The sequence below is a fragment of the Streptomyces sp. NBC_00459 genome, from assembly GCF_036013955.1.
Lineage (GTDB): Bacteria > Actinomycetota > Actinomycetes > Streptomycetales > Streptomycetaceae > Streptomyces.
Genome location: NZ_CP107903.1, coordinates 8,071,974 through 8,094,929 on the forward strand (window position 1 = coordinate 8,071,974; position 22,956 = coordinate 8,094,929).

The 22,956-nt window shown below is 71.3% G+C and carries 21 protein-coding genes and 3 pseudogenes; 18 read left to right on the plus strand and 6 right to left on the minus strand.

All coding sequences use genetic code 11. The features are described 5' to 3' along the window. The first annotated feature begins 11 nt into the window (after positions 1-11). The 11 genes from OHN74_RS35575 to OHN74_RS35625 all read left to right on the plus strand — a co-directional run bounded on the left by OHN74_RS35575 (position 12) and on the right by OHN74_RS35625 (position 13,853). On the plus strand, positions 12-455 hold the full coding sequence (locus tag OHN74_RS35575) for an SRPBCC family protein (RefSeq protein ID WP_327698665.1): 444 nt from the start codon (positions 12-14) through the stop codon (positions 453-455). 164 nt (positions 456-619) lie between these two features. Beyond that, complete coding sequence (locus OHN74_RS35580) at positions 620-3,004, plus strand: MFS transporter (RefSeq protein WP_327698666.1); 2,385 nt, start codon at positions 620-622, stop codon at positions 3,002-3,004. Positions 3,005-3,146: 142 nt separating this feature from the next. Continuing rightward, positions 3,147-5,609, plus strand: a complete 2,463-nt coding sequence (locus OHN74_RS35585; RefSeq protein ID WP_327698667.1) for an ATP-binding SpoIIE family protein phosphatase — start codon at positions 3,147-3,149, stop codon at positions 5,607-5,609. A gap of 203 nt (positions 5,610-5,812) precedes the next feature. Beyond that, positions 5,813-6,538 (plus strand): class I SAM-dependent methyltransferase, encoded by a 726-nt coding sequence (locus OHN74_RS35590; protein WP_327698668.1) that lies wholly within the window; start codon positions 5,813-5,815, stop codon positions 6,536-6,538. A gap of 237 nt (positions 6,539-6,775) precedes the next feature. Further along, positions 6,776-7,687: a hypothetical protein gene (locus OHN74_RS35595; RefSeq protein WP_327698669.1), complete on the plus strand. Its 912-nt coding sequence runs from the start codon at positions 6,776-6,778 to the stop codon at positions 7,685-7,687. Positions 7,688-7,907: 220 nt separating this feature from the next. After that, positions 7,908-8,741, plus strand: coding sequence for a M55 family metallopeptidase (locus tag OHN74_RS35600; protein ID WP_327698670.1), 834 nt, complete (start codon positions 7,908-7,910; stop codon positions 8,739-8,741). Continuing rightward, a complete protein-coding gene (locus OHN74_RS35605; protein ID WP_327698671.1) occupies positions 8,734-10,038 on the plus strand; it encodes a M20/M25/M40 family metallo-hydrolase in 1,305 nt (434 codons plus the stop codon). Before OHN74_RS35600 ends, OHN74_RS35605 begins: the two co-directional genes overlap by 8 nt. A 14-nt stretch (positions 10,039-10,052) precedes the next feature. After that, positions 10,053-12,011: a prolyl oligopeptidase family serine peptidase gene (locus OHN74_RS35610; protein ID WP_327698672.1), complete on the plus strand. Its 1,959-nt coding sequence runs from the start codon at positions 10,053-10,055 to the stop codon at positions 12,009-12,011. Beyond that, positions 12,008-12,934, plus strand: a complete 927-nt coding sequence (locus tag OHN74_RS35615; protein WP_327698673.1) for a S66 peptidase family protein — start codon at positions 12,008-12,010, stop codon at positions 12,932-12,934. The genes OHN74_RS35610 and OHN74_RS35615 overlap by 4 nt, the downstream gene beginning before the upstream one ends. A gap of 86 nt (positions 12,935-13,020) precedes the next feature. Further along, complete coding sequence (locus OHN74_RS35620) at positions 13,021-13,275, plus strand: DUF1049 domain-containing protein (RefSeq protein WP_327698674.1); 255 nt, start codon at positions 13,021-13,023, stop codon at positions 13,273-13,275. Between the two features lie 26 nt (positions 13,276-13,301). After that, positions 13,302-13,853, plus strand: a complete 552-nt coding sequence (locus OHN74_RS35625; RefSeq protein WP_327698675.1) for a GNAT family N-acetyltransferase — start codon at positions 13,302-13,304, stop codon at positions 13,851-13,853. On the opposite strand, the gene OHN74_RS35630 is transcribed toward OHN74_RS35625, so the two are convergent. Beyond that, positions 13,843-14,226, minus strand: coding sequence for a VOC family protein (locus OHN74_RS35630; protein ID WP_327698676.1), 384 nt, complete (start codon positions 14,224-14,226; stop codon positions 13,843-13,845). The two genes, OHN74_RS35625 and OHN74_RS35630, sit on opposite strands and share 11 nt — an antisense overlap. Positions 14,227-14,277: 51 nt before the next feature. After that, on the minus strand, positions 14,278-15,237 hold the full coding sequence (locus OHN74_RS35635; protein WP_327698677.1) for an LLM class F420-dependent oxidoreductase: 960 nt from the start codon (positions 15,235-15,237) through the stop codon (positions 14,278-14,280). Positions 15,238-15,539: 302 nt separating this feature from the next. Between OHN74_RS35635 and OHN74_RS35640 the strand changes: the two are divergent. Beyond that, a pseudogene (locus tag OHN74_RS35640) lies at positions 15,540-15,779 on the plus strand (transketolase); the annotation flags it as partial. A gap of 104 nt (positions 15,780-15,883) precedes the next feature. After that, positions 15,884-16,029: pseudogene (locus OHN74_RS35645) on the plus strand (DNA primase); the annotation flags it as partial. Between the two features lie 130 nt (positions 16,030-16,159). Here the strand turns inward: OHN74_RS35645 and OHN74_RS35650 are convergent. From OHN74_RS35650 to OHN74_RS35660, 3 genes and pseudogenes are all read right to left on the minus strand, one after another. Then, positions 16,160-16,330: a hydrophobic protein gene (locus OHN74_RS35650; RefSeq protein ID WP_327698678.1), complete on the minus strand. Its 171-nt coding sequence runs from the start codon at positions 16,328-16,330 to the stop codon at positions 16,160-16,162. A 60-nt stretch (positions 16,331-16,390) separates the two neighbouring features. Next, positions 16,391-17,224 carry a methyltransferase domain-containing protein gene (locus tag OHN74_RS35655; protein WP_327698679.1) on the minus strand — a complete coding sequence of 278 codons (834 nt, stop codon included), beginning with the start codon at positions 17,222-17,224 and terminating at the stop codon, positions 16,391-16,393. Between the two features lie 148 nt (positions 17,225-17,372). Next, positions 17,373-17,978, minus strand: a pseudogene (locus OHN74_RS35660) (phosphatase PAP2 family protein); the annotation flags it as partial. A gap of 90 nt (positions 17,979-18,068) precedes the next feature. Between OHN74_RS35660 and OHN74_RS35665 the strand changes: the two are divergent. The 3 genes from OHN74_RS35665 to OHN74_RS35675 all read left to right on the plus strand — a co-directional run bounded on the left by OHN74_RS35665 (position 18,069) and on the right by OHN74_RS35675 (position 20,829). Next, the gene (locus OHN74_RS35665; RefSeq protein ID WP_327698680.1) at positions 18,069-18,731 is read left to right on the plus strand and encodes a histidine phosphatase family protein; all 663 of its coding nucleotides are present in this window, start codon (positions 18,069-18,071) and stop codon (positions 18,729-18,731) included. Positions 18,732-18,905: 174 nt separating this feature from the next. After that, positions 18,906-20,525, plus strand: a complete 1,620-nt coding sequence (locus OHN74_RS35670; RefSeq protein ID WP_327698681.1) for an ABC-F family ATP-binding cassette domain-containing protein — start codon at positions 18,906-18,908, stop codon at positions 20,523-20,525. A 70-nt stretch (positions 20,526-20,595) separates the two neighbouring features. Beyond that, positions 20,596-20,829, plus strand: a complete 234-nt coding sequence (locus tag OHN74_RS35675) for a DUF6158 family protein (protein WP_327698682.1) — start codon at positions 20,596-20,598, stop codon at positions 20,827-20,829. Between the two features lie 270 nt (positions 20,830-21,099). On the opposite strand, the gene OHN74_RS35680 is transcribed toward OHN74_RS35675, so the two are convergent. Continuing rightward, positions 21,100-21,567: a winged helix-turn-helix transcriptional regulator gene (locus OHN74_RS35680; RefSeq protein ID WP_327698683.1), complete on the minus strand. Its 468-nt coding sequence runs from the start codon at positions 21,565-21,567 to the stop codon at positions 21,100-21,102. Positions 21,568-21,660: 93 nt separating this feature from the next. Between OHN74_RS35680 and OHN74_RS35685 the strand changes: the two genes are divergently transcribed. Together OHN74_RS35685 and OHN74_RS35690 are read left to right on the plus strand one after the other, a co-directional pair. Next, complete coding sequence (locus OHN74_RS35685; protein ID WP_327698684.1) at positions 21,661-22,161, plus strand: PaaI family thioesterase; 501 nt, start codon at positions 21,661-21,663, stop codon at positions 22,159-22,161. 242 nt (positions 22,162-22,403) lie between these two features. Further along, entirely contained in the window at positions 22,404-22,685 is a 282-nt protein-coding gene (locus tag OHN74_RS35690) for a hypothetical protein (protein WP_327698685.1), read from the plus strand. Positions 22,686-22,956: the final 271 nt, after the last annotated feature.

Below are 22,956 nucleotides of genomic sequence, written 5' to 3' on the forward strand. Positions count from 1 at the left end.
GGAGGAACGCAATGGCGCAGGTCGAGGCCACCACGGAGCGCATCGTCGCGGCGGACGCGGAGACGGTGTTCGACGCCCTCGCCGAATACAGCGGCACGCGCGCGAAGGTGATGCCCGAGCAGTTCAGCGAGTACGAGGTGCGCGAGGGCGGCGACGGCGAGGGCACCCTCGTCCACTGGAAGCTCCAGGCCACCAAGAAGCGCGTCCGGGACTGTCTGCTGGAGGTCAGCGAGCCCACCGACGGCGAGCTCGTCGAGAAGGACCGCAACTCCTCGATGGTCACCACCTGGCGCGTCACCCCGGCCGGCGAGGGCAAGTCGCGGGTCGTCGTCACCAGTGTCTGGGACGGCGCGGGCGGCATCGGCGGCTTCTTCGAGCGGACCTTCGCCCCCAAGGGCCTCGCCCGCATCTACGACGGCCTCCTCGACAAGCTCGCAGCCGAGGTGGAGAAGTAGGCCAAGGGGCAACCCCGTGAGGGGCGTTGACTCCCGCCCCTGAGCACCTCACCGGTTCGAGTGGATCTCCGTCCCATGTACCGGTACGCCGTAACTCGTCGCGCTTGCTGTCAGTTGTCGCCCAAAGCGGGAATTGTCGGTAGGTGCGGCGAGGGGAGCGGTACATGGGCGGGATCACTCTGGTGCAGGACGAACCGGCGACCGCGCTTGCTCCACCTCCGCCCGATCCCCCACAACTCGGCCCGCGCCAGGTCCGGTTGGTGTTCTTCGGGCTCATGCTCGCCCTGCTGCTCGCCGCCCTGGAGCAGATGATCGTCGCCACCGCGCTCCCGAAGATCGTCGGCGAGCTGCACGGCCTGGACAAGATGTCCTGGGCGATCACCGCCTACCTGCTCACCGCCACCGTCGGACTGCCGGTCTACGGCAAACTCGGTGATCTGCTCGGCCGCAAGGGCGTCTTCCAGTTCGCGATCGTCGTCTTCGTCGTCGGGTCGGCGCTGGCCGGCCGGTCGCAGACCATGGACCAGCTCATCGCCTTCCGCGCCCTCCAGGGCGTCGGTGCGGGCGGGTTGATGATCGGCGTCCAGGCGATCATCGCGGACATCGTGCCGCCGCGTGAACGCGGGCGCTTCATGGGCCTGATCGGCGCCGCGTTCGGCCTCGCCTCGGTCGCCGGGCCCCTCCTGGGCGGCTACTTCACCGACCACCTCTCCTGGCGGTGGTGCTTCTGGTTCAACGTGCCGTTCGGTCTGCTGACGCTGGCCGTCGTCACCGTCGTACTGAAGCTGCCCAAGCCCACGGCCAGGGCCCGTCTCGACCTCCTCGGGGCGCTGCTGCTCGCCGCGGCCTCGACCTGCCTGGTGCTGCTGACCAGTTGGGGCGGCACCGAGTACGCGTGGGGCTCGCGCGAGATCCTCGGGCTCGGCGCCGGAGCGGCCGTGGCCGCCGTGCTCTTCCTCGTCGCCGAGCGCTTCGCACCCGAACCCCTCATCCCCCTGCGGCTGTTCAGGGACTCCGTCTTCAACGTCACCGGTCTGGTGGGGCTGGTGATCGGCGTGGCACTGTTCGGGGCCGCCAGCTATCTGCCGACCTTCCTGCAGATGGTCGACGGCGCCACCGCCACCGAGTCCGGTCTGCTGATGCTGCCCATGATGGCCGGCATCGTCGGCGCCTCGGTCCTCTCCGGCCAGCTCATCAGCCACACCGGCCGCTACAAGGTCTGGCCGGTCCTGGGCAGCGCCCTGTCCGTCCTCGGCATGTGGCTGCTGTCCCGCCTCGAAGTGGACACGCCCCGGCTGCACTACAGCCTCTGGATGGCCGTCCTCGGCGCCGGCATCGGCATGGTGATGCCGGTCCTGGTCCTCGCCGTGCAGAACTCCGTGCGCCCCGCCGACCTCGGCACCGCGACCAGCGCCAACAACTACTTCCGGCAGATCGGCGGCAGCGTCGGCGCCGCGGTCTTCGGCACCCTCTTCGCGAACCGGCTCGCCGAGTCCCTGCGGAACAGCCTTCCCACGCGCGCGGGTGCCCGTCTCCCCGACCCCGACTCGATCACCCCGCAGCTCGTCCACGCGCTTCCCCCGGCGCTGCGCGACAGCTACATCAGGGCGTACGCCGACGCCATGCCGCGTGTCTTCCTGTACCTCGTGCCGGTGCTGGTCCTCGGCCTGCTCATCGCCTTCTTCCTCAAGGAGAAACCGCTGGTGTCCCACCACGCCGCCCCCGTCGTCCCCGACTCCGCGAAATCCCCGGCCCCTCCGGCGATCCCGGAGGCCCTCGCGCCGTACGCCGCGGGAGTCCCGGTGTGCGGAACCGTCCAGCACCCGGACGGGACCGTCGTACCGCGCGCGGCGCTCACCCTCATCGATGTCACGGGAGCGCAGATCGGGCGCGGTGCGAGCGCCGAGGACGGGCGGTACACGCTGTCCACGCCCGGCTCGGGCGCGTACGTCCTGATCGCCGCGGCGGGCGGCCATCAGCCGCAGGCGGTCACCGTGACAGTCGGCGAGCGGCCCGTCGAACTGGACCTCGTCCTCGGCGGGGCGGGACGCCTGGCTGGCCGGGTGCTGACCGCGGACGGTACGGCGGTCCCGGACGCCGCCGTGACGCTCACGAACGTGCACGGGGAGGTCGTCGCGACCACCCGCAGCGGATACGAGGGCCGGTACGTCGTCACCGAGCTGGTGGCCGGCGAGTACACCCTCGCGGCCAGTGCGTCCGCGTTCCGCCCGGCCGCCGTGCCCGTCACCGTGCGGGCCTCCCGGGAGACCCGCCAGGACGTCGAACTCGCGGGCGGCGCCGTCCTGAGGGGCACCGTGCGGGCCGGCGGGGGACGGCCCCTGGAGGACGCGCGCGTGACCCTGCTCGACGTGGCCGGCAACGTCGTGGACACGCTCACCACCTCGGCCGACGGAACGTTCCGGTTCCTCGACCTGTCCTCCGGCGAGTACACGGTCATCGCCTCCGGTTACCCGCCGGTCGCCACCGTCCTCCAGGTGGCCGGCGGCGGCCGTACGGAACGCGACCTCCAGCTCGGGCACGAGGACTGAGCGAGCGGGGCGCGCGTCCGTGCGCCGGAGCGGACCGGCCAAGACCAATTACCGGATTGCCACACATCGCGACGGACCGGCCCCGTACGGTGGTGAGGACGGCACAGATCTTGCGGAGCCGTGGGAAGAAGGGGCCTGCGCCATGGACCGTGGCACCGAGACGGGCGCATCTCCCAGCCGCGGAGCTGAGGAGAGCGCGCCGGCGGAGCACGCAACGGCGGGCCGTATTCCGCTGGCCGTGGTCGTGGTCGACCGCGAAGGCCTGGTCTCGCACTGGAGCAGGGGCGCGCGGCGTCTGTTCGGCGCCTCCAAGGAGGAAGCCCTCGGCCAGCCCGCCGTCGACCTGCTGCCCGTCTCCGGCGCACTCCCCGACGCCGACGACGAGAACACCACCCCGTACGGCGCCTACGACGGTCTCGGACCCGACCTGGAGTCCTCCCTCGACGGCCGGCTCGCCTACCGGGCCGCGGGCCGCGCCCGTCTCACGGTGCCCGGGCGGGACGGCGACCGCATCGACGTGCTGTGGTGGGCCTACCCGCTGGTGGGACCGGGCCACGAGCGCCTCCTCGTGCTGGCCGCCGACACCGACGTACTGCGCCAGGAGGACGACGAGGTCCCCGTCGAGCGCATCGCGCCCGGATTCGCCCTGCACACCGACTTCCCCGGCGCCGACGAACTCGCCCGCAGACTTCCCGAGATCCTGCCCAGCATGAGCGTCGGGGAAAGCGCCCGCATCGTCGCCCAGATCCTCGAACTGGGCTATCCCGTACTGGAGTTCAGCCAGAACGAGCTGGTCCCGGTCACCCCGGACTGGGGCGTGCCCCGGCGCGCCGAGCGCAAGGCCCGCCGGGAGCGGGCGGCCCGGGCCGTGCAGGCAGGCGAGCCCCTGCCCGAGGACCTCCAGGACGACGTCGAGGACCTCGAATACGCGGCAGTGCGCGAGCGGCTGGAGTTCCTCAACGACGTCAGCGGGCGCATCGGCACCTCGCTCGACCTGTCCCGCACGATCATCGAGGTCAGCAAGGCCGTCGTACCCCGTTTCACGGATGTCGCGGGCACCTATCTGCGCGAACAGGTCGTCGCGGGCGAGGGGTTCCCCGACGGGGTGCCCGACACGACGACGATGTGGCACCGCGTCGCCCTCGAACACACCGACGAACCTGGCCGCTGGGACGACGTCGTACCGGTCGGCGAGGCCATGCCGTTCCCGGCGCACACCCCGTTCTTCCAGTGCATGACCAGCGGTCAGCCCGTCCTCGTGCCGCGCATCAGCGAGCAGATGGGCCACATGATCGCCTCGCAGTTCGAGAAGCGTGACATCCGGCCGCTGATCACGGGCCGCTCCATGCTGGTCGTCCCGCTGAAGGCACGCAACGTCGTCCTCGGCTTCATGATTCTGCTGCGCCACCCGGAGCGTGTCGAGTTCAACGACATGGACCGCGTCACCGGCGCCGAACTCGCCGCCCGCGCGGGCCTCGTACTCGACAACGCGCGCATGTACACCTACCAGGAGAGCGTCGCGGAGACCCTCCAGGACAGCATGCTGCCGCAGATCCCGCCGCGCATGGCGGGCTGCGACATCGCCACCCGCTATCTGCCCGGCACGCTGCTGGGCCGGGTCGGCGGCGACTGGTTCGACTCCGTGAAACTGCCGGGCGCCCGCACCGCCCTCGTCGTCGGCGACGTCATGGGGCACGGCCTCAACTCGGCAGCGATGATGGGCCAGTTGCGTACGGCCGTCCAGACCATGGCCGCCCTGGACCTGCCGCCCGCCCAACTCCTGCGCAACCTCGACGACCTCGCCCAGCGCCTGGGTGACACCTACCTCGCGACCTGTCTCTACGCCGTCTACGACCCGATCGCCGGCGAGCTGCACCTCGCCAACGCGGGCCATATCCCGCCCGTCCTGGTCCGCGCGGTGGACGGCCGGAGCGAGCTGCTCGACCTGCCCACCGGCGCGCCCATCGGCGTCGGCGGAGTGCCCTTCGAGTCGGTACGCGTGCGCGTGGAGCCCGGCGACCGGCTCGTGATGTGCACCGACGGGCTGGTCGAGGTGCGCGGCGAGGACATCGGCGTGGGGCTGGCGACGCTCTGTGAGTCCGCCGCCCACCCGGCCGCCTCCATGGACGACGCCTGCGACACGATCATCCGTGCCCTGAACGTACGCGGTGGCCGCAAGGACGACGTGGCGCTGCTGATGGCCAGGCTCAACGGCATCGAACCGGACGACGTCGCCGAATGGCGGCTCGCCCTCGACCCGGCCGAGGTCGGCCGGGCCCGTGCCGTGGTCCGCGAACAGCTCCACGACTGGGGCCTGGCGCGGCTGGTGGACAGCGCCGAGCTGCTGGTCAGTGAACTCGTCACCAACGCGGTACGGCACTCGCGCGGGCGCCCTCTCGAACTGCGGCTGGTGCGCGGCGAGACGCTGCTGTGCGAGGTGGACGACGACGATCACACCCTGCCCACGCTCCTGGGCACCGAGCCCACGGCCGAGGTCGGCCGAGGGCTGCGCGTGGTGAGCACACTGGCTCGGGAGTGGGGGGCGAGCCGTACGGGGGCAGGCAAGACCGTGTGGTTCGAACTCACTCTGCCGCGCCGACGCTGACACCCCGCCCTCGATGTCGGTGCCCTGTGCTTGGATTGATGTTGCCGCGGGGCCGGGGAGGCGTGAGAGGCGCACACCGGCGTGCACCTCTCGAACGAGCCGTGAAGGTATGCGCGGTGCGCTTGTGGGCGCAACCGGGGCACGGTAGACCGAACTGGCCCGTCCCGTCGGACGGACAGCCGTCGCACCCTGGGGAGTTGGGCATGAGCGTGACGAGTCGGTACAGGGAGGCCTGGGAGGGCTTCTGGCGCGAGGCCCCTCACGAACAGGGAGCCGTCTTCTGGGACTCGGAGCCCATGCTGACCGTCGGCCTCCATCTCGCCGTCTTCGAACCACACATGGCGGACTTCGAGTTGCCCCTGCTGGACCTCGGTTGCGGCAACGGTACCCAGACCCGGTTCCTCACCGACCGGTTCACCCGGGTCGTCGGCGCCGACCTCTCGCCCGCGGCACTCGAGCGCGCCCGCCAGGCCGACCCGGAAGGTGCCGCCGAGTACGAACTCCTCGACTGCGCCGAGAAGACCGAGGTCGAGGAACTGCACGGAAAACTCGGCGACACCAACGTGTACATGCGCGGGGTGCTCCACCAGTGCGACGCCGACGACCGGCAGACCCTCGTCGACGGCATCGCGACCCTCATCGGACAGCGCGGCCGGGCCTTCCTGGTCGAGCTGTCGCAGGACGCGCGCCCCATCCTGATGGGCCTCGCCCAGAGCCCCGAGGGCCCGCCGCCCAAGCTGCGCCCGGTCCTCCAGCACGGCATCGCACCCGGCGAGGTGGCGGACTCGGCCGTGCCCGTGTACCTGAGCGCGGCGGGCCTGCAGATCCTCGGCAGCGGAGAACTCCCGCTCACCACCACGGAGTACACGGTGGACGGCACCCGTATCGTGCTGCCCTCGAAATGGGTCGTGGTGGCGCAGCAACGCTGAGGATCACGGCGGCCCGGTGCGCGACGCAGGAGGCCGCCGTGACCAAGTCGAAATGTGGAGAACTCGTGGAGGATTGACGGGAGTCGCCTGACGTGGCGAGAATGCGGATCACTTCGCTGGGCCTGAAGCGAGTGAAGTGACGCGAGTGACCTGGTCGCGCACGCCTTCGTGTGTCCGCCCGCGCCGGCCACTGGCATCGACACACCTCCCACACATTTCGAACCACAGAGGCTCATTTTGTCGCGTTCGCACCAGTCCAGAACTCTGACTGTCCTCGCCGCAACCGCTTTCGCCGCCGCTGTCGTACCCGTACTCGGGGCGGGCACGGCGAGCGCGACCACGGGCGGGTCGTGCCAGTCCGCCACCGTCCAGTACCGCATCGACGGCGGTGAGTGGACCTCGCAGGGCGGCTTCCACTCCCTGGCCAGTGCTCCCGGCACCGTCGAGGTACGGCTGGCCCCGGCCCAGAAGGTCGCGGAGGGCTGCAAGTACCCCGTGTCCCTGGCCGAGTACACGACCGAGGGTCCGAACTGGAACACCTCCGGCCGCCAGACCTTCGTCGAGAAGGACACCGTCTACCTCACCTCGGCGGACGTCGCCGACGCGGGTGGCGCGGAGCACACCTGGCAGAAGCTGAGTGTGAAGACCCCGGACTGCTACGGGCAGATCGACCTGTACGGCGACGACATCGCGTACGACGGCCAGGAGGGCGAGGGCCACGGCCCCGCCCCCTACCAGCCCGACGGCGTGGTCACGCCCTACCACCTCATAGCGGCCTGGAACGGCGGCGACAAGGCGTGCGACAACGGCGCCTCCGAGCCGCCCGCCCCCACTCCGTCGGAGCCGGCGCCGAGCACCCCGGCCACCCCGACCACGCCCGCGACTCCCACGACGCCCGCGAGCAGCGAGCCGCCCGCCGAGGAGACGACCCCGCCGGCCTCCTCCAGCACGCCGCCCACCACCCCCGACGTGCCCCCGGCGGAGTCGACGCCGCCCACCAGCCCGGAGCCCTCGCCCAGCGAGAGCACCCCGCCGCTGGCGGAGACCGGCGCCGGCGCGCCGGTCGGCGCGATCGCCGGAGTGGCTGCCGCGGTGGTCGCCCTCGGAGCCGGCGCGCTCTTCCTGTCCCGCCGCGCCCGCCGCTCCTGACCGGAGGCCCCGGGACCGCAGTCGTCCCGTGGCGCAACAGCCCCGACAGCCCCGTCTCCGCAAGGAGGCGGGGCTGTCGCCGCGTTCCGGCTACTGAACGGTTCCGCGCGGAGATCCGTGGTTCACCCGGGAGGTCGAAGCGGTGCTTCCTGGCCGGGACCGAGCCCGGCGCGTAACGTTCGGACAGCGAGCCGCTGACCTGCGACGGGACTGTCTCACCATGAAGATCCTCATCAGCGCCGACATGGAGGGCGCCACCGGCGTCACCTGGCCGGCCGACGTGCTGCCGGGCACCCCGCAGTGGGAGCGGTGCCGCTCGATGTTCACCTCGGACGTCAACGCCGCGGTGCTCGGCTTCTTCGACGGTGGCGCCGACGAGGTGCTGGTCAACGAGGCCCACTGGACCATGCGCAACCTGCTCCTCGAACGGCTGGACGAGCGGGTGGAGATGCTCACCGGGCGCCACAAGTCGCTGTCCATGGTGGAGGGCGTGCAACACGGCGATGTGGACGGGATCGCCTTCGTCGGCTATCACGCGGGCGCCGGCATGGAGGGCGTCCTCGCCCACACCTACCTCGCCAACTCCATCACCGGCGTGTGGGTGAACGACGTACGGGCCAGCGAAGGCCTCCTCAACTCCCATGTGGTCGCCGAGTACGGGGTTCCCGTCGTTCTCGTCACCGGCGACGACCTCGCCTGTGAGGACGCGCTCGGATACGCGCCCGAGGCGCTGAAGGTCGCCGTCAAGGACCATGTGTCGCGGTACGCGGCCGTGTGCCGGACGCCCGCCAGGACCGCCGCCGACATCCGGGCCGCCGCGAAGGAGGCCGCCGCCCTCGCCGTGCGGCACGAGCCCGTCGTCGGCGGGCCGTTCACCGTCGCGCTCGAGTTCGACGCCGAGCATCTCGCCATGGCCGCCACCGTCGTACCCGGCGTCGAGCGGAGCGGGGAGCGGAAAGTGGCGTACACCAGCGGCACAATGTACGAGGGCATTCGAACCTTCAAGGCGGTCACGACGATCGTCTCGGCCGCGGTGGAGGAGCAGTATGGCTGAGCAGCAGGCGCTCGACGAAGTGGTGTCGTTCACCTCGGATCTGATCCGGATCGACACGACCAACCACGGCGGCGGCGACTGTCAGGAACGGCCCGCCGCCGAGTACGCCGCCGCGCTGCTCGCCGAGGCCGGCCTCGAACCCACGCTCCTTGAGCGGACCAAGGGGCGCACCAACGTCGTCGCCCGGATCGAGGGCACCGACCCCGCCGCCGACGCGCTGCTCCTGCACGGGCACCTCGACGTCGTGCCCGCGCGGGCCGACGACTGGAGCGTGCACCCGTTCTCCGGGGAGATCCGCGACGGCGTCGTCTGGGGACGGGGCGCCGTCGACATGAAGAACATGGACGCCATGATCCTCGCCGTCGTCCGTGACTGGGCCCGCGAGGGCGTCCGGCCCCGGCGCGACATCGTGATCGCGTTCACCGCCGACGAGGAGGACAGCGCTGAGGACGGCGCCGAATTCCTGGCCGCCGAACACCCGGGGCTGTTCGAGGGGTGCACCGAAGGGGTCGGCGAATCAGGGGCGTTCACCTTCCACGACGGCGGCGGACACCACCTGTACCCCATCGCCGCCGGCGAACGGGGCACCGGCTGGCTCAAGTTGACCGCCAAGGGCCGCGCGGGACACGGCTCGAAGGTCAACCACAGCAACGCCGTCACCCGCCTCGCCGCCGCCGTCGCGCGCATCGGCGCGTACGAGTGGCCACTTCGCCTCACCCCGACGGTCCGAGCCGCTCTCACCGAACTCGCCGCCCTCTACGGGATCGTGGCCGACCTGGACGACGTCGACGGGCTGCTCACCAAGCTCGGACCCGCCGCCCGGCTCGTCGAGGCGACCGTCCGCAACAGCGCCAACCCGACCATGCTGAACGCCGGTTACAAGGTCAACGTGATCCCCGGGGAGGCCGTCGCGTACGTCGACGGGCGCTTCCTGCACGGCCACGAGGACGAGTTCCGTACGACCCTCGACGAACTCACCGGCCCCGACGTCACCTGGGAGTTCCACCATCGCTCGGTGGCCCTGCAGGCGCCGCTGGACTCACCCACGTACGCCCGAATGCGCGCCGCCGTCGAGGAGTTCGCGCCCGAGGGGCTCGTGGTGCCCTACTGCATGTCAGGTGGGACGGACGCCAAGCAGTTCTCGCGGCTCGGCATCACCGGGTACGGATTCGCGCCGCTGAAGCTGCCCGAGGGCTTCGACTACCAGGCACTCTTCCACGGTGTGGACGAGCGCGTCCCGGTCGAGGCGCTGCACTTCGGAGTCCGGGTACTCGACCGGTTCCTGCGCACGGCCTAGGAGTGGGGAAGACAGTGCAGACACTGCCGTACGGATCATGGTTCTCGCCCATCGACGCGGAACTCGCCGCCGAGCACGACGGATCCCCCGACCACGTGGGCTTCGTCGGCGACGAGGCCTGGTGGACCGAGCCCCGACCCACCGAGGGCGGCCGACGCACCCTGGTGCGACGGCGCGCCGACGGTACCCAGGAGTCGGTCCTGGACGCGCCGTGGAACGTGCGCAGCCGGGTCATGGAGTACGGCGGCCATCCATGGGCCGGCGCCGTCCGCGACGGCGGTCCGTTGGTCGTGTTCGTCAACTTCGCCGACCAGCGGCTGTACTGCCTGGCGGAGGGTCAGGAGCCGCGCCCGCTCACTCCGTTGTCCCCGGTCGGCGGCGGACTGCGGTGGGTGGAGCCGCAGTTGCGGCTCGAACTCGGTGAAGTCTGGTGCGTACTGGAGGAGTTCACCGGCGAGGGTCCCACCGATGTGCGGCGTGTGCTCGCCGCCGTGCCGCTGGACGGATCGGCCGCCGAGGAGCGTGGCGCCGTACGCGAGCTCACCGACGACCGGCACCGGTTCGTCACCGGACCCCGGATCTCGCCCGACGGGCGGCGCGCCGCCTGGCTCGCCTGGGACCATCCGCGGATGCCCTGGGACGGGACCGAGCTGGTCCTCGCGGAGGTGGGCGCCGACGGCACGCTGAGCGGGGCCCGGACGGTCGCCGGAGGGCCCGAGGAGTCGATCGCGCAGGTGGACTGGGCGGGCGACGGAGCGCTGCTGTACGCCAGCGACCGCTCCGGCTGGTGGAACCTCTACCGGAACGACGTACCCGTGTGTCCCCGCCCGGAGGAGTTCGGCGGGGCGCTGTGGAAGGTCGGACAGAGCTGGTTCGCCCCGCTGGAGGGCGGTCCCGTCGCGGTCGTGCACGGGCGCGGGGCGACCGCGCTCGGCATCCTGGACCCCGGGACCGGCGACGTCGTCGACGCGGCCGGCCCCTGGACCGAGTTCGCGGCCACCCTCGCCGTGCACGGGGAGCGGATCGTCGCCGTCGGGGCCAGCCCGCGCAGCGCGTACGAGGTCGTCGAACTGGACACCCGTACGGGACGGGCCCGGGTCATCGGGGCCGCGCACCGCGACCCGGTCGACCCCGTGCACTATCCCGAGCCGCAGATCCGCACCTTCACCGGCCCCGAGGGCCGGGACATCCACGCGCACATCTACCCGCCGCACCACCCCTGGTACACGGCGCCGGGCGACGAGCTGCCCCCGTACGTCGTGTGGGCGCACGGCGGGCCGACCGGGCGGGCGCCCCTCGTGCTCGACCTGGAGATCGCCTACTTCACCTCGCGGGGCATCGGCGTCGCCGAGGTCAACTACGGCGGCTCGACCGGGCACGGGCGCGAGTACCGCAACCGGCTGCGCGAACAGTGGGGCGTCGTCGACGTCGAGGACTGCGCGGCCGTCGCGCTCGCCCTCGCCGACGAGGGCACCGCCGACCGCGCCCGGCTCGCCGTCCGGGGCGGCAGCGCGGGCGGCTGGACCGCGGCGGCCTCCCTCACCAGCACCGACGTCTACGCCTGCGGCACGATCCTCTACCCGATCCTCGACCTGGCGGGCTGGGGAGCGGGGGAGACCCACGACTTCGAGTCGCAGTACCTGGAGTCCCTGGTCGGACCGCTCGCCGAGGTCCCGGCCCGTTATCTGGAGCGCTCGCCCGCCGAGCACGCCGCCGACATCACCGCGCCCTTCCTGCTGCTGCAGGGGCTGGACGACGTCATCTGCCCGCCCGTGCAGTGCGAGCGGTTCCTCGCCCGGCTCGCGGCGGAGGGACGGCAGGTGCCGCACCGGTACATCGCGTTCGAGGGGGAGGGACACGGATTCCGGCGGGCGGACACGACCGTACGCGTCCTGGAGGCCGAACTCTCCCTGTACGCACAGGTCTTCGGGCTCAACCCGCCCGGCATCCCCACCCTGGAGCTCGTCAGGTGAAGCCGCTGGCAAGGCCGTCGCGACTCGCCCCGGGTGCCCGCGTCGCCGTCGTCGCGCCGAGTGGACCTGTCCGTGAGGAGCGGCTGCAGGCCGGGCTCGACGTCCTGCGCGGCTGGGACCTCGACCCCGTCGGCGCACCCCATGTCCTGGACCGGCACGGGGAGTTCGACTACCTGGCGGGGACGGACGCCGACCGGGCCGCGGACTTCCAGGCCGCCTGGTGCGACCCCACAATCGACGCGGTGCTGTGCGCCCGCGGCGGCTACGGCGCGCAGCGCATGGTCGACCTGCTCGACTGGGACGCGCTGCGAGCGGCCGGGCCCAAGGTGCTCGTCGGCTACAGCGACGTCACCGCGCTGCACGAGGCGTTCGCGGTCCGCCTGGGACTCGCCACGCTCCACGGGCCGATGACGTCCGCCGTCGACTTCCTCAAGAACACGCGGGCGCAGGAACATCTGCGGGCCACGCTGTTCGATCCGGAGTCGGTACGGGTCATCCACGCCACAGCCGGTTCGGCGCTGGTACCCGGGCGGGCCCGGGGAGTCGCCCTCGGCGGCTGTCTGGCCATACTCGCCACCGAACAGGGCACCCCGCACGCCCGCCCCGGTTCGCGCGGCGGGCTGCTCATGATCGAGGACGTGGGGGAGAGCGCGTACCGGATCGACCGGGCCCTCACCCAGTTGCTGCGCACCGGCTGGCTCGACGGTGTCGCCGGGATCGCGCTCGGCTCGTGGGAGCGGTGCGGTCCGTACGAGGGGCTGCGGGCCGTGTTCGCCGACCGGCTCGGCGGGCTCGGGGTGCCGGTGGTGGAGGGATTCGGGTTCGGACACTGCGACGGGGCGCTGACGATCCCGTTCGGGGTGGCCGCCGAACTCGACGCCGACGCGGGGACACTGACGCTGGAGGAACCGGCGCTGCGGTGAGCGGTGCGGGCCGGCCCCCGGTGCCGTCACCCGTCCGGCGTACCTCCGGGCGCGCGGGACGCCCCGGCTCGGCTCATGCTGGCCTCATGAGCCCGAAGACCTCCGAGAGCCGTGGCAACGCCGGTGGCGGGACCGGTGGTGCGCGGGGGCTGCTGACGCCCACCCGGGTCGCCGTCGGGGCGCTCGCCCTGCTCGTCCTGATCTTCATCTTCGAGAACACCCGCACCACCAGGATCCGGCTGCTGATCCCCGAAGTGACCATGCCGTTGTGGATGGCGCTGCTCGGTACGACGGTCATCGGCGGGCTCTGCGGGGCCTATTTCATGCGCCGCCGGAGGTGAACAAGGGCCGCGCGTAAGGTGGCTGAGTGTCTGAGCACCGTGGATATCTCGCCGAAGGGCCCCGCGTGGGCATACGTCCGTTCACCCATGAGGACGGTGCCGGGTTCATCGCCCGGGTGCGGGAGAGCAAGGCCCTGCATCACCCCTGGCTGGCTCCGCCGGCGAGCCCGGACGCCTATGCCTCGTACGCCGGGCGGCTGATCGAGGATCCGGCCAAGGCCGGGTTCCTCGTGTGCGAGAAGGACAGCGGTGGCGACATCGCCGGGTTCATCAACATCAACAACATCGTCCAGGGCGGCTTTCTGTGCGGCGCCCTCGGATACGGGGCGTTCGCGCACGCGGCCGGGCGGGGGCTGATGGGCGAGGGGCTCGATCTCGTCGTCCGGTACGCCTTCGGGCCGCCGCTGCGGCTCCACCGGCTGGAGATCAACGTGCAGCCCGGCAACACCGCCTCGATCGCCCTCGCCCGGCGCTGCGGCTTCCGGCTCGAGGGCTTCTCGCCGGACTTCCTCTACATCGACGGCGCCTGGCGGGACCACGAACGGTGGGCGATCACCTCGGACATGCTCAGGAAGTAGGGGCTGTCGGTAGCCGGCCCCGGAGTCCTGTGCCGCGGTCCGCGTACTCGTACACCGAACCGTCCGGATGCAACGCGATCAGGTTGCGGCCCGCCGGAGTCGCCACCGGGCCCGCCAGGACGCGGGCGCCCGACTCGGTGAGGACCCGGTGGGCCTCGTCGACGTCCGTCACCGCGATCGTCGCCACGATCTTGCGCAGCACCTCCAGCTCGGCCTCGGGACCGCTCATCAGCAGAAAGCAGCCGACCGCGGCGACGGAGACCCCGCCGCGCTCGAAGCGCTGGGCTCTGTCGCCCGCGAGCCGCTCGTAGAAGGGGACCGAGGTCTCCAGGTCGTCGACGCAGACGCGCAGCGTGGCTCCCAGAATGTCCATGGGTACGAGGGTAGTTGGGGTCGGCGGGGAAAGGAGATCGTTTCGGCCTCTTCAGCCGGCCGACAGCTGAGGCAGCACCTTCGTGCGGTAGAAGTCGAAGAAGCCGCGCTGGTCGGGGCCGATCTGACTGACGTAGACCCGGTCGAAGCCCGCGTCGGCGAAGGCCGACAGTTCCGAGAGGTGTTCGTCCACATCCGGTCCGCAGACCGTGTTCTCGCTCACCATGGACTCGGTGACCAGCGGCCCGAGCTGCTCGAAGTGGCGCGGCGTGGGCAGGATCTGGCCCATCTCGCCGGGCAGCAACTGGTTGGGCCACAGCCTGTGCACCGTACGGACGGCCTCCTCGCGGTCGGGGCCGTAGCAGACCTTCGTACCGCCGCTGACGAGCCCGGAGCCCCCGCCGCCCTTGCGGAACTGGGTCGTGAGGTCCTCGTCGGGACCCATGGTGATGTAGCCGTCGCCCACACGGGCCGCGAGCGCCGTGGCCTGGGGGCCGAAGCCGGAGACGTCGATCGGGACGGGCTCGTCCGGGACGGTGTACAGGCGGGCGTTCTCCACGGTGTAGTGGGGGCCGCGGTGGTTGACCTCCTCGCCGGTGAAGAGGCGCCGCATCACCTGGATCGCCTCCTCCAGCATCTCCAGACGGGTGTGCGCGGGCGGCCACCGATCACCGAGGATGTGCTCGTTCAGCGCCTCGCCGGTGCCGACGCCGAGCCGGAACCTTCCGTCCGTCATCACCGCGCTCGTCGCCGCGGCCTGCGCCACCACCGCCGGGTGCATCCGCACGGTCGGGCACGTCACCGCCGTCTCGATGGGCAGCGACACCGCCTGCGACAGCGCGCCGATCACGGACCACACGAAGGGGCTCTGGCCCTGGGCGTCGTTCCACGGGTGGTAGTGGTCCGAGATCCACAGTGCCTGGAACCCGGCCTGTTCGGCCTGCCTCGCCTGCTCGACGAGTTCCGCCGGACCGAATTCCTCGCACGCGAGGAAGCAGCCGTATTCGGGCATGGGGAAGCACCTCCGGAAAAAGGGCGGTCGGGGTGTGCTCCGGGTACCCAGCGCGCGGCGGGGAAACCGGCGCGCGGATGCCGGACCCTCGGCGGCGGAACCGCGCCCCGACGGACGTTTGGGTGCCCTGAACAGGGGGACGCGGACAGCTCCGTAAGTCGCCCATACGGCGTACGTACGACGACCGAAGGTTCTGTACGCGCGACCCCGTCGGAGGCGAAAACATGAGTCGACCCCGCATCCTGATCGTCGGCGCGGGCTTCGCCGGGTACCGGACGGCCCGCACCCTGGCCCGGCTGACCCGGCAGAAGGCCGACATCACCCTGCTGAACCCGACCGACCACCGCGAGGAGGGCGGGATCGGGGACGCGGTCCTCGATGCCTTTCTCGACGGACGGCCACTGCCCCGTCTGGCACGCCTCGCCGTCCGTACGATGCCCGGCTCGGTGAGCCCCGACGAGCAACTGCACGCCGCGGGAATCGACGCCGAGGCGATCATGGCGGCGGGCCGGCTGCTCGCGGAAAAGGTGATCGCGCCGTGAGCGACGGCGCGGTACGACGGGTGCGGGCCGGGCCGCGGACCGGCCGACGTGTCCTTCCGAGCCCGCGGGTTCCACGCCGGCACCGACAACGGGACGGTACGAGAATGAACCGGGTGGAACTGGGCCTCGCGGTAGGGGCGGGATATGTCCTGGGCGTACGAAGAAACTGAAACCGGTCTTCGCCGTTGGCGCCGTAATGGACGCCGAGCGGATGCAGCTGAGTCCGCAAGCGGTCGCGGACCTGCTGTCCGGCGGAAGAAACCGGCAATCAACGGGCGTTCGCGGAGGACGGTGAGTGAATTGCGGCCCGAGGACCGGAATCCGGTCCTCGGGCCGCAGCGCACCCTGCTGTCCAGGGGCTGATCACCCGCTGACGGCTGCTACCAGCGATACCAGCGACCCCTTGACCCGCTTGCGCTCGTGCTCCGCATCAGGAAGCCCAGCAGCCAGACGACAAGCACGATCAGTGCGATCCACCAGAGTATTTTCACCGCGAATCCGGCGCCGAAGAGAATCAGGGCCAGAAGCAGTACGAGCAGAATGGGAACCATAGTGAACCTCCTGGACTCCGAGTTTCCCCGAATCGGCGTCTCAGTCGTCCGCGGAGGGAATCATTTGGCCTTTCGGCAGAGAATCTCTCCGTGCGGGACGGTGAACCAGGCGTCGTTCCGCCGTCCCCACTCCCGCCAGGCCTCCGAGACGGCCCGCAACTGCTCCGGGGACGCCAGCCCGCCTTCTGTGGCCCGCTCGGCGTACGCCGACGCGAGCGTCCGGTCCGCCCACAGGCCGCTCCACCAGGCGAGCTCGTCGCTGTCCGCGAACGTCCATGTGCTGGACGTGGCCGTGATGTCCGTGAGCCCGGCCCGCAGTGCCCAGGACTTCAGCCGGCGCCCCGCGTCCGGCTCGCCCCCGTTGGCCCGGGCCACCCGCCGGTACAGGTCCAGCCAGTCGTCCATGCCCTCCGACGCCGGATACCAGGCCATGGCCAGATAGTCCGACTCGCGGACGGCGACATAGCCGCCCGGTCTGGTGACCCGGTGCATCTCGCTCAGCGCCCGCACCGGGTCACCCACGTGCTGGAGCACCTGATGGGCGTGGACCACGCAGAACGTGTCGTCCGGGAAGTCCAGCGCGTGGATGTCCGCGACCGCGAACTCGACGTTGCCCAGGCCCCGTTCGGCTGCCGTGGCCCTGGCCCGGTCCAGGATGCCCGGCGCCCGGTCGACGCCGGTGACCTGCCCGTCGGGGACCAGTTCGGCCAGGTCCGCGGTGATCGTGCCCGGGCCGCAGCCGATGTCCAGGATCCTCATGTGCGGCTTCAGCGAACCGAGGAGGTACGCCGCCGAGTTGGCGGCCGTGCGCCAGGTGTGCGAGCGGAGCACGGACTCGTGGTGCCCGTGCGTGTAGACGGCGGTCTCCTGCGGCTGCGACTGCGGCTTGGACATGACCGTGCCCCTTCTCGTCTTCTCGAACGACCCGCTTCGAACGACTCGCTCATCACCGTACGCAGTCGTGCCGAATAATGAGACCCACGTCTTGAGATGTGGACAGGGTCGTTCAATGGGCCGCGGACAGGGGTCAGTTGCGGCCGGACGGCCGGGCCGGGGGAGCCGACCGGTCGAAGGTCGGCACGAGCTTCCGTACGGCGAACGCGGCGCCCGCGCCCAGGGCCGCGCCCGCCAGCACGTCACTGGGGAAGTGGACGCCGGTGTAGACACGGGACATCGCCACCGAGAAGGCGATCGGCGCCACCACAGTGCCCAGGCCCCTGGACTCCAGGGCGACACCGGTCGCGAAGGCGGCCGCCGACGCGGCATGACCGGAAGGGAAGGACGTGGTGATCGGCTGCCGCTTCAGCTGCCTGACCCTCGGCACGGCGTCCAGTACGGGGCGGGGGCGGCGTACGGACCGCTTGCCGACCGTGTTGATCGTCGCGGATGCCACGGCGAGGGAGGCGAGGCCCCGGACGGCGGCCCGGCGGGCCCGGGGGCTCCCGGTGGCCGCCAGGGCGGCTGCCGTCGCGAACCACAGGACGCCGTGGTTCGCGCTGCGGCTCAGCCTCGGCAGGACGCGCTCCGCGCCCGGCCAGTGCCGCGTGGCGGCGGTCTCGAACAGGCGGAAGTCGAGTTTCAGCAGGTTCTCGCGCAGGGCGTGACGGCCGGGCAGCGGAACGGTGAGGTCGATGATGTCTGCGGTCATGACCCTTTGGGTACCCTGAAGAGAGCCTTTTTGTCTTGTCGGGCCGGTCAGAGGGCTTGTCGCGAGGTCGTTGGACGAGAGGGAACCCGTATGCGTCTGCTGCTCATCCGGCACGGTCAGACCCCGTCGAACGTGCGGTTCCTGTTGGACACGGCGGTTCCGGGGGCCGGACTGACCGAGCTGGGCGAGCGGCAGGCCGCCGCCCTGCCGGAGGCTCTCGCGGGCGAGGACATCGAGGCGCTGTACGCCTCCACCCTGATCCGTACGCAGCTGACCGCCGCCCCGCTGGCCGGGGCGCGCGGTCTCGACGTGCGGGTGCGGGACGGGATCCGGGAGGTGGCCGCCGGGGACCTGGAGATGCGGGGTGACGCCGAATCGGCGGACCTCTACATGACCACCGTGTTCGCCTGGGCGGCCGGTGACACGGAGCTGCGCATGCCGGGCGGGGAGAACGGGGCCGAGGCCCTCGGGCGGTTCGACGCGGTCGTCGCGGAGGCCGCGGGCGACGGAGCCGGCACGGTCGCCATGGTCAGCCACGGCGCCGCAATCCGGATGTGGGCGGCGGCTCGCGCGGACAACGTCGACGTGCCCTTCGCCGCGGAACATCGGCTCGACAACACCGGTGTGGTCGTCCTGGAGGGTTCGCCGACGGACGGGTGGAAGGCGCTGTCCTGGGCGGGCGCGGTTGTCGCGGAGGCCGGGGCGGAGGCGGGGAGCGGGCCTGCCGGGGAACGGCTCGGTTCCGCCGGGTAGGCGGGTTCTTCGCCGCGGGCCCGGCAGGGCCGGTCGCGCGGTTCCCCGCGCCGCCTTGGGACGCCGGTGCGCACCGGAGCCGGCCAGAACCCTTTGCCCGCGCGCGTGTGTGTGTCGGCGGCCGTGCGTTTATGGGTTTGCCGGGGGTCGCTGTCGGCCCGCAGAATGCGCCTCATGGGACACCTCGAAGCAGCGCATCTTGAGTACTACCTTCCCGACGGGAGGGCGCTGCTCGGCGATGTGTCGTTCCGGGTGGGCGAGGGGGCCGTCGTGGCCCTCGTGGGACCCAATGGCGCCGGGAAGACGACTCTGCTGCGGCTGATCTCCGGCGAGCTGAAACCGCACGGCGGCACCGTCAACGTGAGCGGCGGGCTCGGCGTGATGCGCCAGTTCGTGGGCTCCGTACGGGACGAGACGACCGTACGGGACCTGCTCGTGTCGGTCGCCACCCCGCGGATCCAGGAGGCCGCCAAGGCGGTCGACCTGGCCGAGCACGGCATGCTGACCGTCGACGACGAGGCGGCCCAGCTCCAGTACGCGCAGGCCCTCTCCGACTGGGCCGAGGCGCGTGGCTACGAGGCCGAGACCCTGTGGGACATGTGCACCACGGCCGCGCTCGGGGTGCCGTACGAGAAGGCGCAGTGGCGGCTGGTGCGCACGCTGTCCGGCGGTGAGCAGAAGCGGCTCGTGCTGGAGGCGCTGCTGCGGGGCACCGACGAGGTGCTGCTGCTCGACGAGCCCGACAACTACCTCGACGTACCCGGCAAGCGGTGGCTGGAGGAGCGGCTCGCGGAGACGCGGAAGACGGTTCTCTTCGTGTCCCACGACCGGGAGCTGCTCTCCCGGTCCGCGCAGAAGATCGTGTCCGTCGAACCGGGGCCCGCAGGCGCCGACGCGTGGGTGCACGGCGCCGGGTTCGCCACCTACCACGAGGCGCGGGCCGAACGGTTCGCGCGCTTCGAGGAGTTGCGCCGACGCTGGGACGAGAAGCACGCCCAGCTGAAGAAGCTGGTGCTGAACCTCCGTCAGGCGGCCTCCATCAGCCATGAGTTGGCGTCCCGCTACCAGGCCGCGCAGACCAGGCTGCGGAAGTTCGAGGAGGCCGGGCCGCCGCCCGAGCCGCCGCGCGAGCAGGACATCACCATGCGGCTCAAGGGCGGCCGGACCGGCGTAAGGGCCGTCACCTGCAAGGGACTTGAGCTCACCGGGCTGATGAAACCCTTCGACCTGGAGGTCTTCTACGGCGAACGGGTCGCCGTCCTCGGCTCCAACGGCTCCGGCAAGTCGCACTTCCTGCGGCTGCTCGCCGGTGACACCGTGAACCACACGGGCGAGTGGAAACTCGGCGCGCGGGTCGTGCCCGGGCACTTCGCCCAGACGCACGCCCACCCCGAGCTGGAGGGCCGTACGCTCCTCGACATCCTGTGGGCCGAACACTCGCAGGACCGGGGCGCGGCCAGTTCCCGGCTGCGCCGCTACGAGCTGACCGCCCAGGCCGAGCAGCGCTTCGACCGGCTCTCCGGAGGACAGCAGGCCCGCTTCCAGATCCTGCTTCTGGAGCTGGAGGGTGTCACGGCGCTGCTGCTGGACGAGCCGACGGACAACCTCGACCTGGAGTCCGCGGAGGCGCTCCAGGAAGGGCTGGAGGCGTTCCAGGGCACGGTCCTCGCGGTCACGCACGACCGTTGGTTCGCTCGGTCGTTCGACCGGTATCTGGTCTTCGGCAGCGACGGGCGGGTCCGCGAGACCCCCGAGCCGGTGTGGGACGAGCGGCGGGTGGAACGGGCCCGGTAGGGGGCGCTTCGCCCGGGCGGTCACGGGTACCCGGGGCGTACCGAAGGACTCGACGGAGCGGGGTGCCACCATGAACGGAGTCGACCCGGGCCGGTTGGACGACCAACAGCTGATGAAGGAGCTGGAGACGATCCACCGGACCCGGCACGACACGCTGCTGCACGCGTCGAACGACGCGTTGCGCGCCCACAACGATCGTATGGCGCAGCTGGAGGGCGAGTATCTGCGCCGTCATCCGCGCCGCCGGGTCGCCACGGGCCGCACCCGCGAGGGCGCCCGGGACCGGGACTGCTCGCAGCAGTGAGCATCGGTGCCGCTGCCCGGGGCCCGAGGGCTCCCGGCAGCGGCACGGGCCGCAGCGGGTGAATTCTCAGCGGCGCACCGGGGGAGGATCCCAGTGCCGATGGGCCGCGACCGCCGCGACGAGGGCGGAACCGTCGGTGGCCGACCTGCGAGTGGCCGACCAGTGGCCCAAGTCGCCGGGCGGCCGTTTTCCGATACTCGGTCACGAAGGTGCTGACCGGGTACCCGACGATGCGCCGCCGACACACCACGGCGGTGCTTCATCGGCGGGTCATGTACGGAGGCGGGCCCCTGGTCCCAGCCGGGCGGTGACTTCCCCCGGGGTGAGCACGGAGTGTTCCGCGGAGCATTCGACGACCACGCGGACGGGGGCGTCGCAGTCGGTGTGGCGGACGTCCAGCACCGGTCCCTCGGGGCCGAGGGCGTAGGTCTCGCCCCACTGGGTCAGTGCCATCAGGACGGGCCACAGGTCCCAGCCCTTGCGGGTCAGGCGGTACTCGTTGCGGGGTCGGCTGCCGGGCTCCCGGTAGGGGGCGGTCCTGAGGATGCCGGCCGCGGTCAGCTTGCGGAGGCGGTCGCTGAGCACGGCTTCCGACAGGCCGATGTGGCGGTGGAAGTCGTCGAAGCGGCGGACTCCGTTGACGGCGTCACGAAGGATCAGCAGCGTCCATTTCTCTCCGACCACGTCGAGCGTGCGCTGGACGGGGCAGTTCTCCGTGCTCGCCTCAAGCCACTCCATGCCGCCATCGTACGACTCTGGCTTCGTCATTGACAGTCAGGCGGGCCGAAGGCTAGCTTCGCCTGTAAAAGTCAGATGAGGAGGCGCTCGGCCGTGGGACGTTCACGTACGTATCAATGGGAAGACCCCGCGATCCTGGCGGAGGCCGCCGGACGCATGGCAGGCCTCGACTTCCTGCGCGAGCTGCAGGCGGGGCGGCTGCCGGCGCCGCCCGTCAACCATGCCGTCGACTTCACCCTGACCGAGGTGGAACCCGGCAGGGCGGTCTTCTCCCTGACTCCGGGCGAGGAGCACTACAACCCGATCGGCGGCGTGCACGGCGGCATCTTCGCCACCCTGCTCGACTCGGCGGCGGGCTGCGCCGTCCAGTCCACGCTTCCGCAGGGCATGGCGTACACCTCGCTCGACCTGACGGTGAAATTCCTGCGCCCGATCACCGTCGACACGGGAACGGTGCGCGCCATCGGCACGCTCGTCAACAAGGGGCGCCGAACCGCCCTCGCCCAGGCCCAGTTGGTCGACGCGAAGGACCGACTCCTCGCCCACGCCACCAGCAGCTGCCTGCTCTTCGCGGTGCCGCCCTCGCACGGGTGAACCCCGGGTGGTGGCAGTGGACCGCCCGGTCGGCCGCGGTGGACCGGTCGGTCGGCTCGGCTGCCCCGCCCGCCATCTCCGCGTCTTCGGCCGCACGGCTCGGGATCCCATGCCCCGGCTGCCCTGACCTGCGGCGCTGTGGCAACGCTGATCCGATGCCGCCAGCCATCTCGATATGGCTCATGTGGCAAGAGCCGAGAAGTATCTGACGAGTCAACTGCTGTTTGATCGGGTGACTCGCGATGCCGAGGTCGCAGATCGCCGAGCTGACCGGTGCCGAGTTCGGTGAGGCGTACGAGGTGCTGATCGCCACACCCGGGAGCCTGACCCGCACTCCCGCACATCGGCAGTACCTGGGCAGGCCGTTCTGCAGGCAGGCACCGCCTGCCCAGGGGCACGGGTCGTACGGCGACACGGAGCCTGCGACCTGTGCCGGTACGGGCTCCGGCGCGGGACCGATCGGACACGCCTGGACGTCGTATCGACACAGGTCCTGGACGCGAGCCAGGACCTCGGTGTGCTGACCCGGACCGACAGCACCACAGCGAGCCGACGCCCGGTGAACGGCTGCTGTCGACTCCGTCGCCGGGCGGCCGAAGACCTCGTCGCCGGACGACGCTCTCGAGAACCTGTTTGGCAGGCATAGGGCGGGGCAGGCGCAGCATCAGTGCTTCGGACAGGAGGCACGTCCGTGGGAGCGGTGGATCACCGACCCGGGTGTGTCTGTCCCGGTTGTGCGCATCCTCCCGCGGGGACCCGTCCAACCCGAGCACTCCTAGGGAGTTGCGACGCATC

What these genes read in the sequence shown, in the direction of transcription:
- OHN74_RS35575 (WP_327698665.1), top strand. Translation starts at nt 12, where the DNA reads ATGGCGCAGGTCGAGGCCACCACGGAGCGCATCGTCGCGGCGGACGCG.
- OHN74_RS35580 (WP_327698666.1), top strand. Translation starts at nt 620, where the DNA reads ATGGGCGGGATCACTCTGGTGCAGGACGAACCGGCGACCGCGCTTGCT.
- OHN74_RS35585 (WP_327698667.1), top strand. Translation starts at nt 3,147, where the DNA reads ATGGACCGTGGCACCGAGACGGGCGCATCTCCCAGCCGCGGAGCTGAG.
- OHN74_RS35590 (WP_327698668.1), top strand. Translation starts at nt 5,813, where the DNA reads ATGAGCGTGACGAGTCGGTACAGGGAGGCCTGGGAGGGCTTCTGGCGC.
- OHN74_RS35600 (WP_327698670.1), top strand. Translation starts at nt 7,908, where the DNA reads ATGAAGATCCTCATCAGCGCCGACATGGAGGGCGCCACCGGCGTCACC.
- OHN74_RS35605 (WP_327698671.1), top strand. Translation starts at nt 8,734, where the DNA reads ATGGCTGAGCAGCAGGCGCTCGACGAAGTGGTGTCGTTCACCTCGGAT.
- OHN74_RS35620 (WP_327698674.1), top strand. Translation starts at nt 13,021, where the DNA reads ATGAGCCCGAAGACCTCCGAGAGCCGTGGCAACGCCGGTGGCGGGACC.
- OHN74_RS35630 (WP_327698676.1), bottom strand. Translation starts at nt 14,226, where the DNA reads ATGGACATTCTGGGAGCCACGCTGCGCGTCTGCGTCGACGACCTGGAG.
- OHN74_RS35635 (WP_327698677.1), bottom strand. Translation starts at nt 15,237, where the DNA reads ATGCCCGAATACGGCTGCTTCCTCGCGTGCGAGGAATTCGGTCCGGCG.
- OHN74_RS35650 (WP_327698678.1), bottom strand. Translation starts at nt 16,330, where the DNA reads ATGGTTCCCATTCTGCTCGTACTGCTTCTGGCCCTGATTCTCTTCGGC.
- OHN74_RS35655 (WP_327698679.1), bottom strand. Translation starts at nt 17,224, where the DNA reads ATGTCCAAGCCGCAGTCGCAGCCGCAGGAGACCGCCGTCTACACGCAC.
- OHN74_RS35665 (WP_327698680.1), top strand. Translation starts at nt 18,069, where the DNA reads ATGCGTCTGCTGCTCATCCGGCACGGTCAGACCCCGTCGAACGTGCGG.
- OHN74_RS35670 (WP_327698681.1), top strand. Translation starts at nt 18,906, where the DNA reads ATGGGACACCTCGAAGCAGCGCATCTTGAGTACTACCTTCCCGACGGG.
- OHN74_RS35675 (WP_327698682.1), top strand. Translation starts at nt 20,596, where the DNA reads ATGAACGGAGTCGACCCGGGCCGGTTGGACGACCAACAGCTGATGAAG.
- OHN74_RS35680 (WP_327698683.1), bottom strand. Translation starts at nt 21,567, where the DNA reads ATGGAGTGGCTTGAGGCGAGCACGGAGAACTGCCCCGTCCAGCGCACG.
- OHN74_RS35690 (WP_327698685.1), top strand. Translation starts at nt 22,404, where the DNA reads ATGCCGAGGTCGCAGATCGCCGAGCTGACCGGTGCCGAGTTCGGTGAG.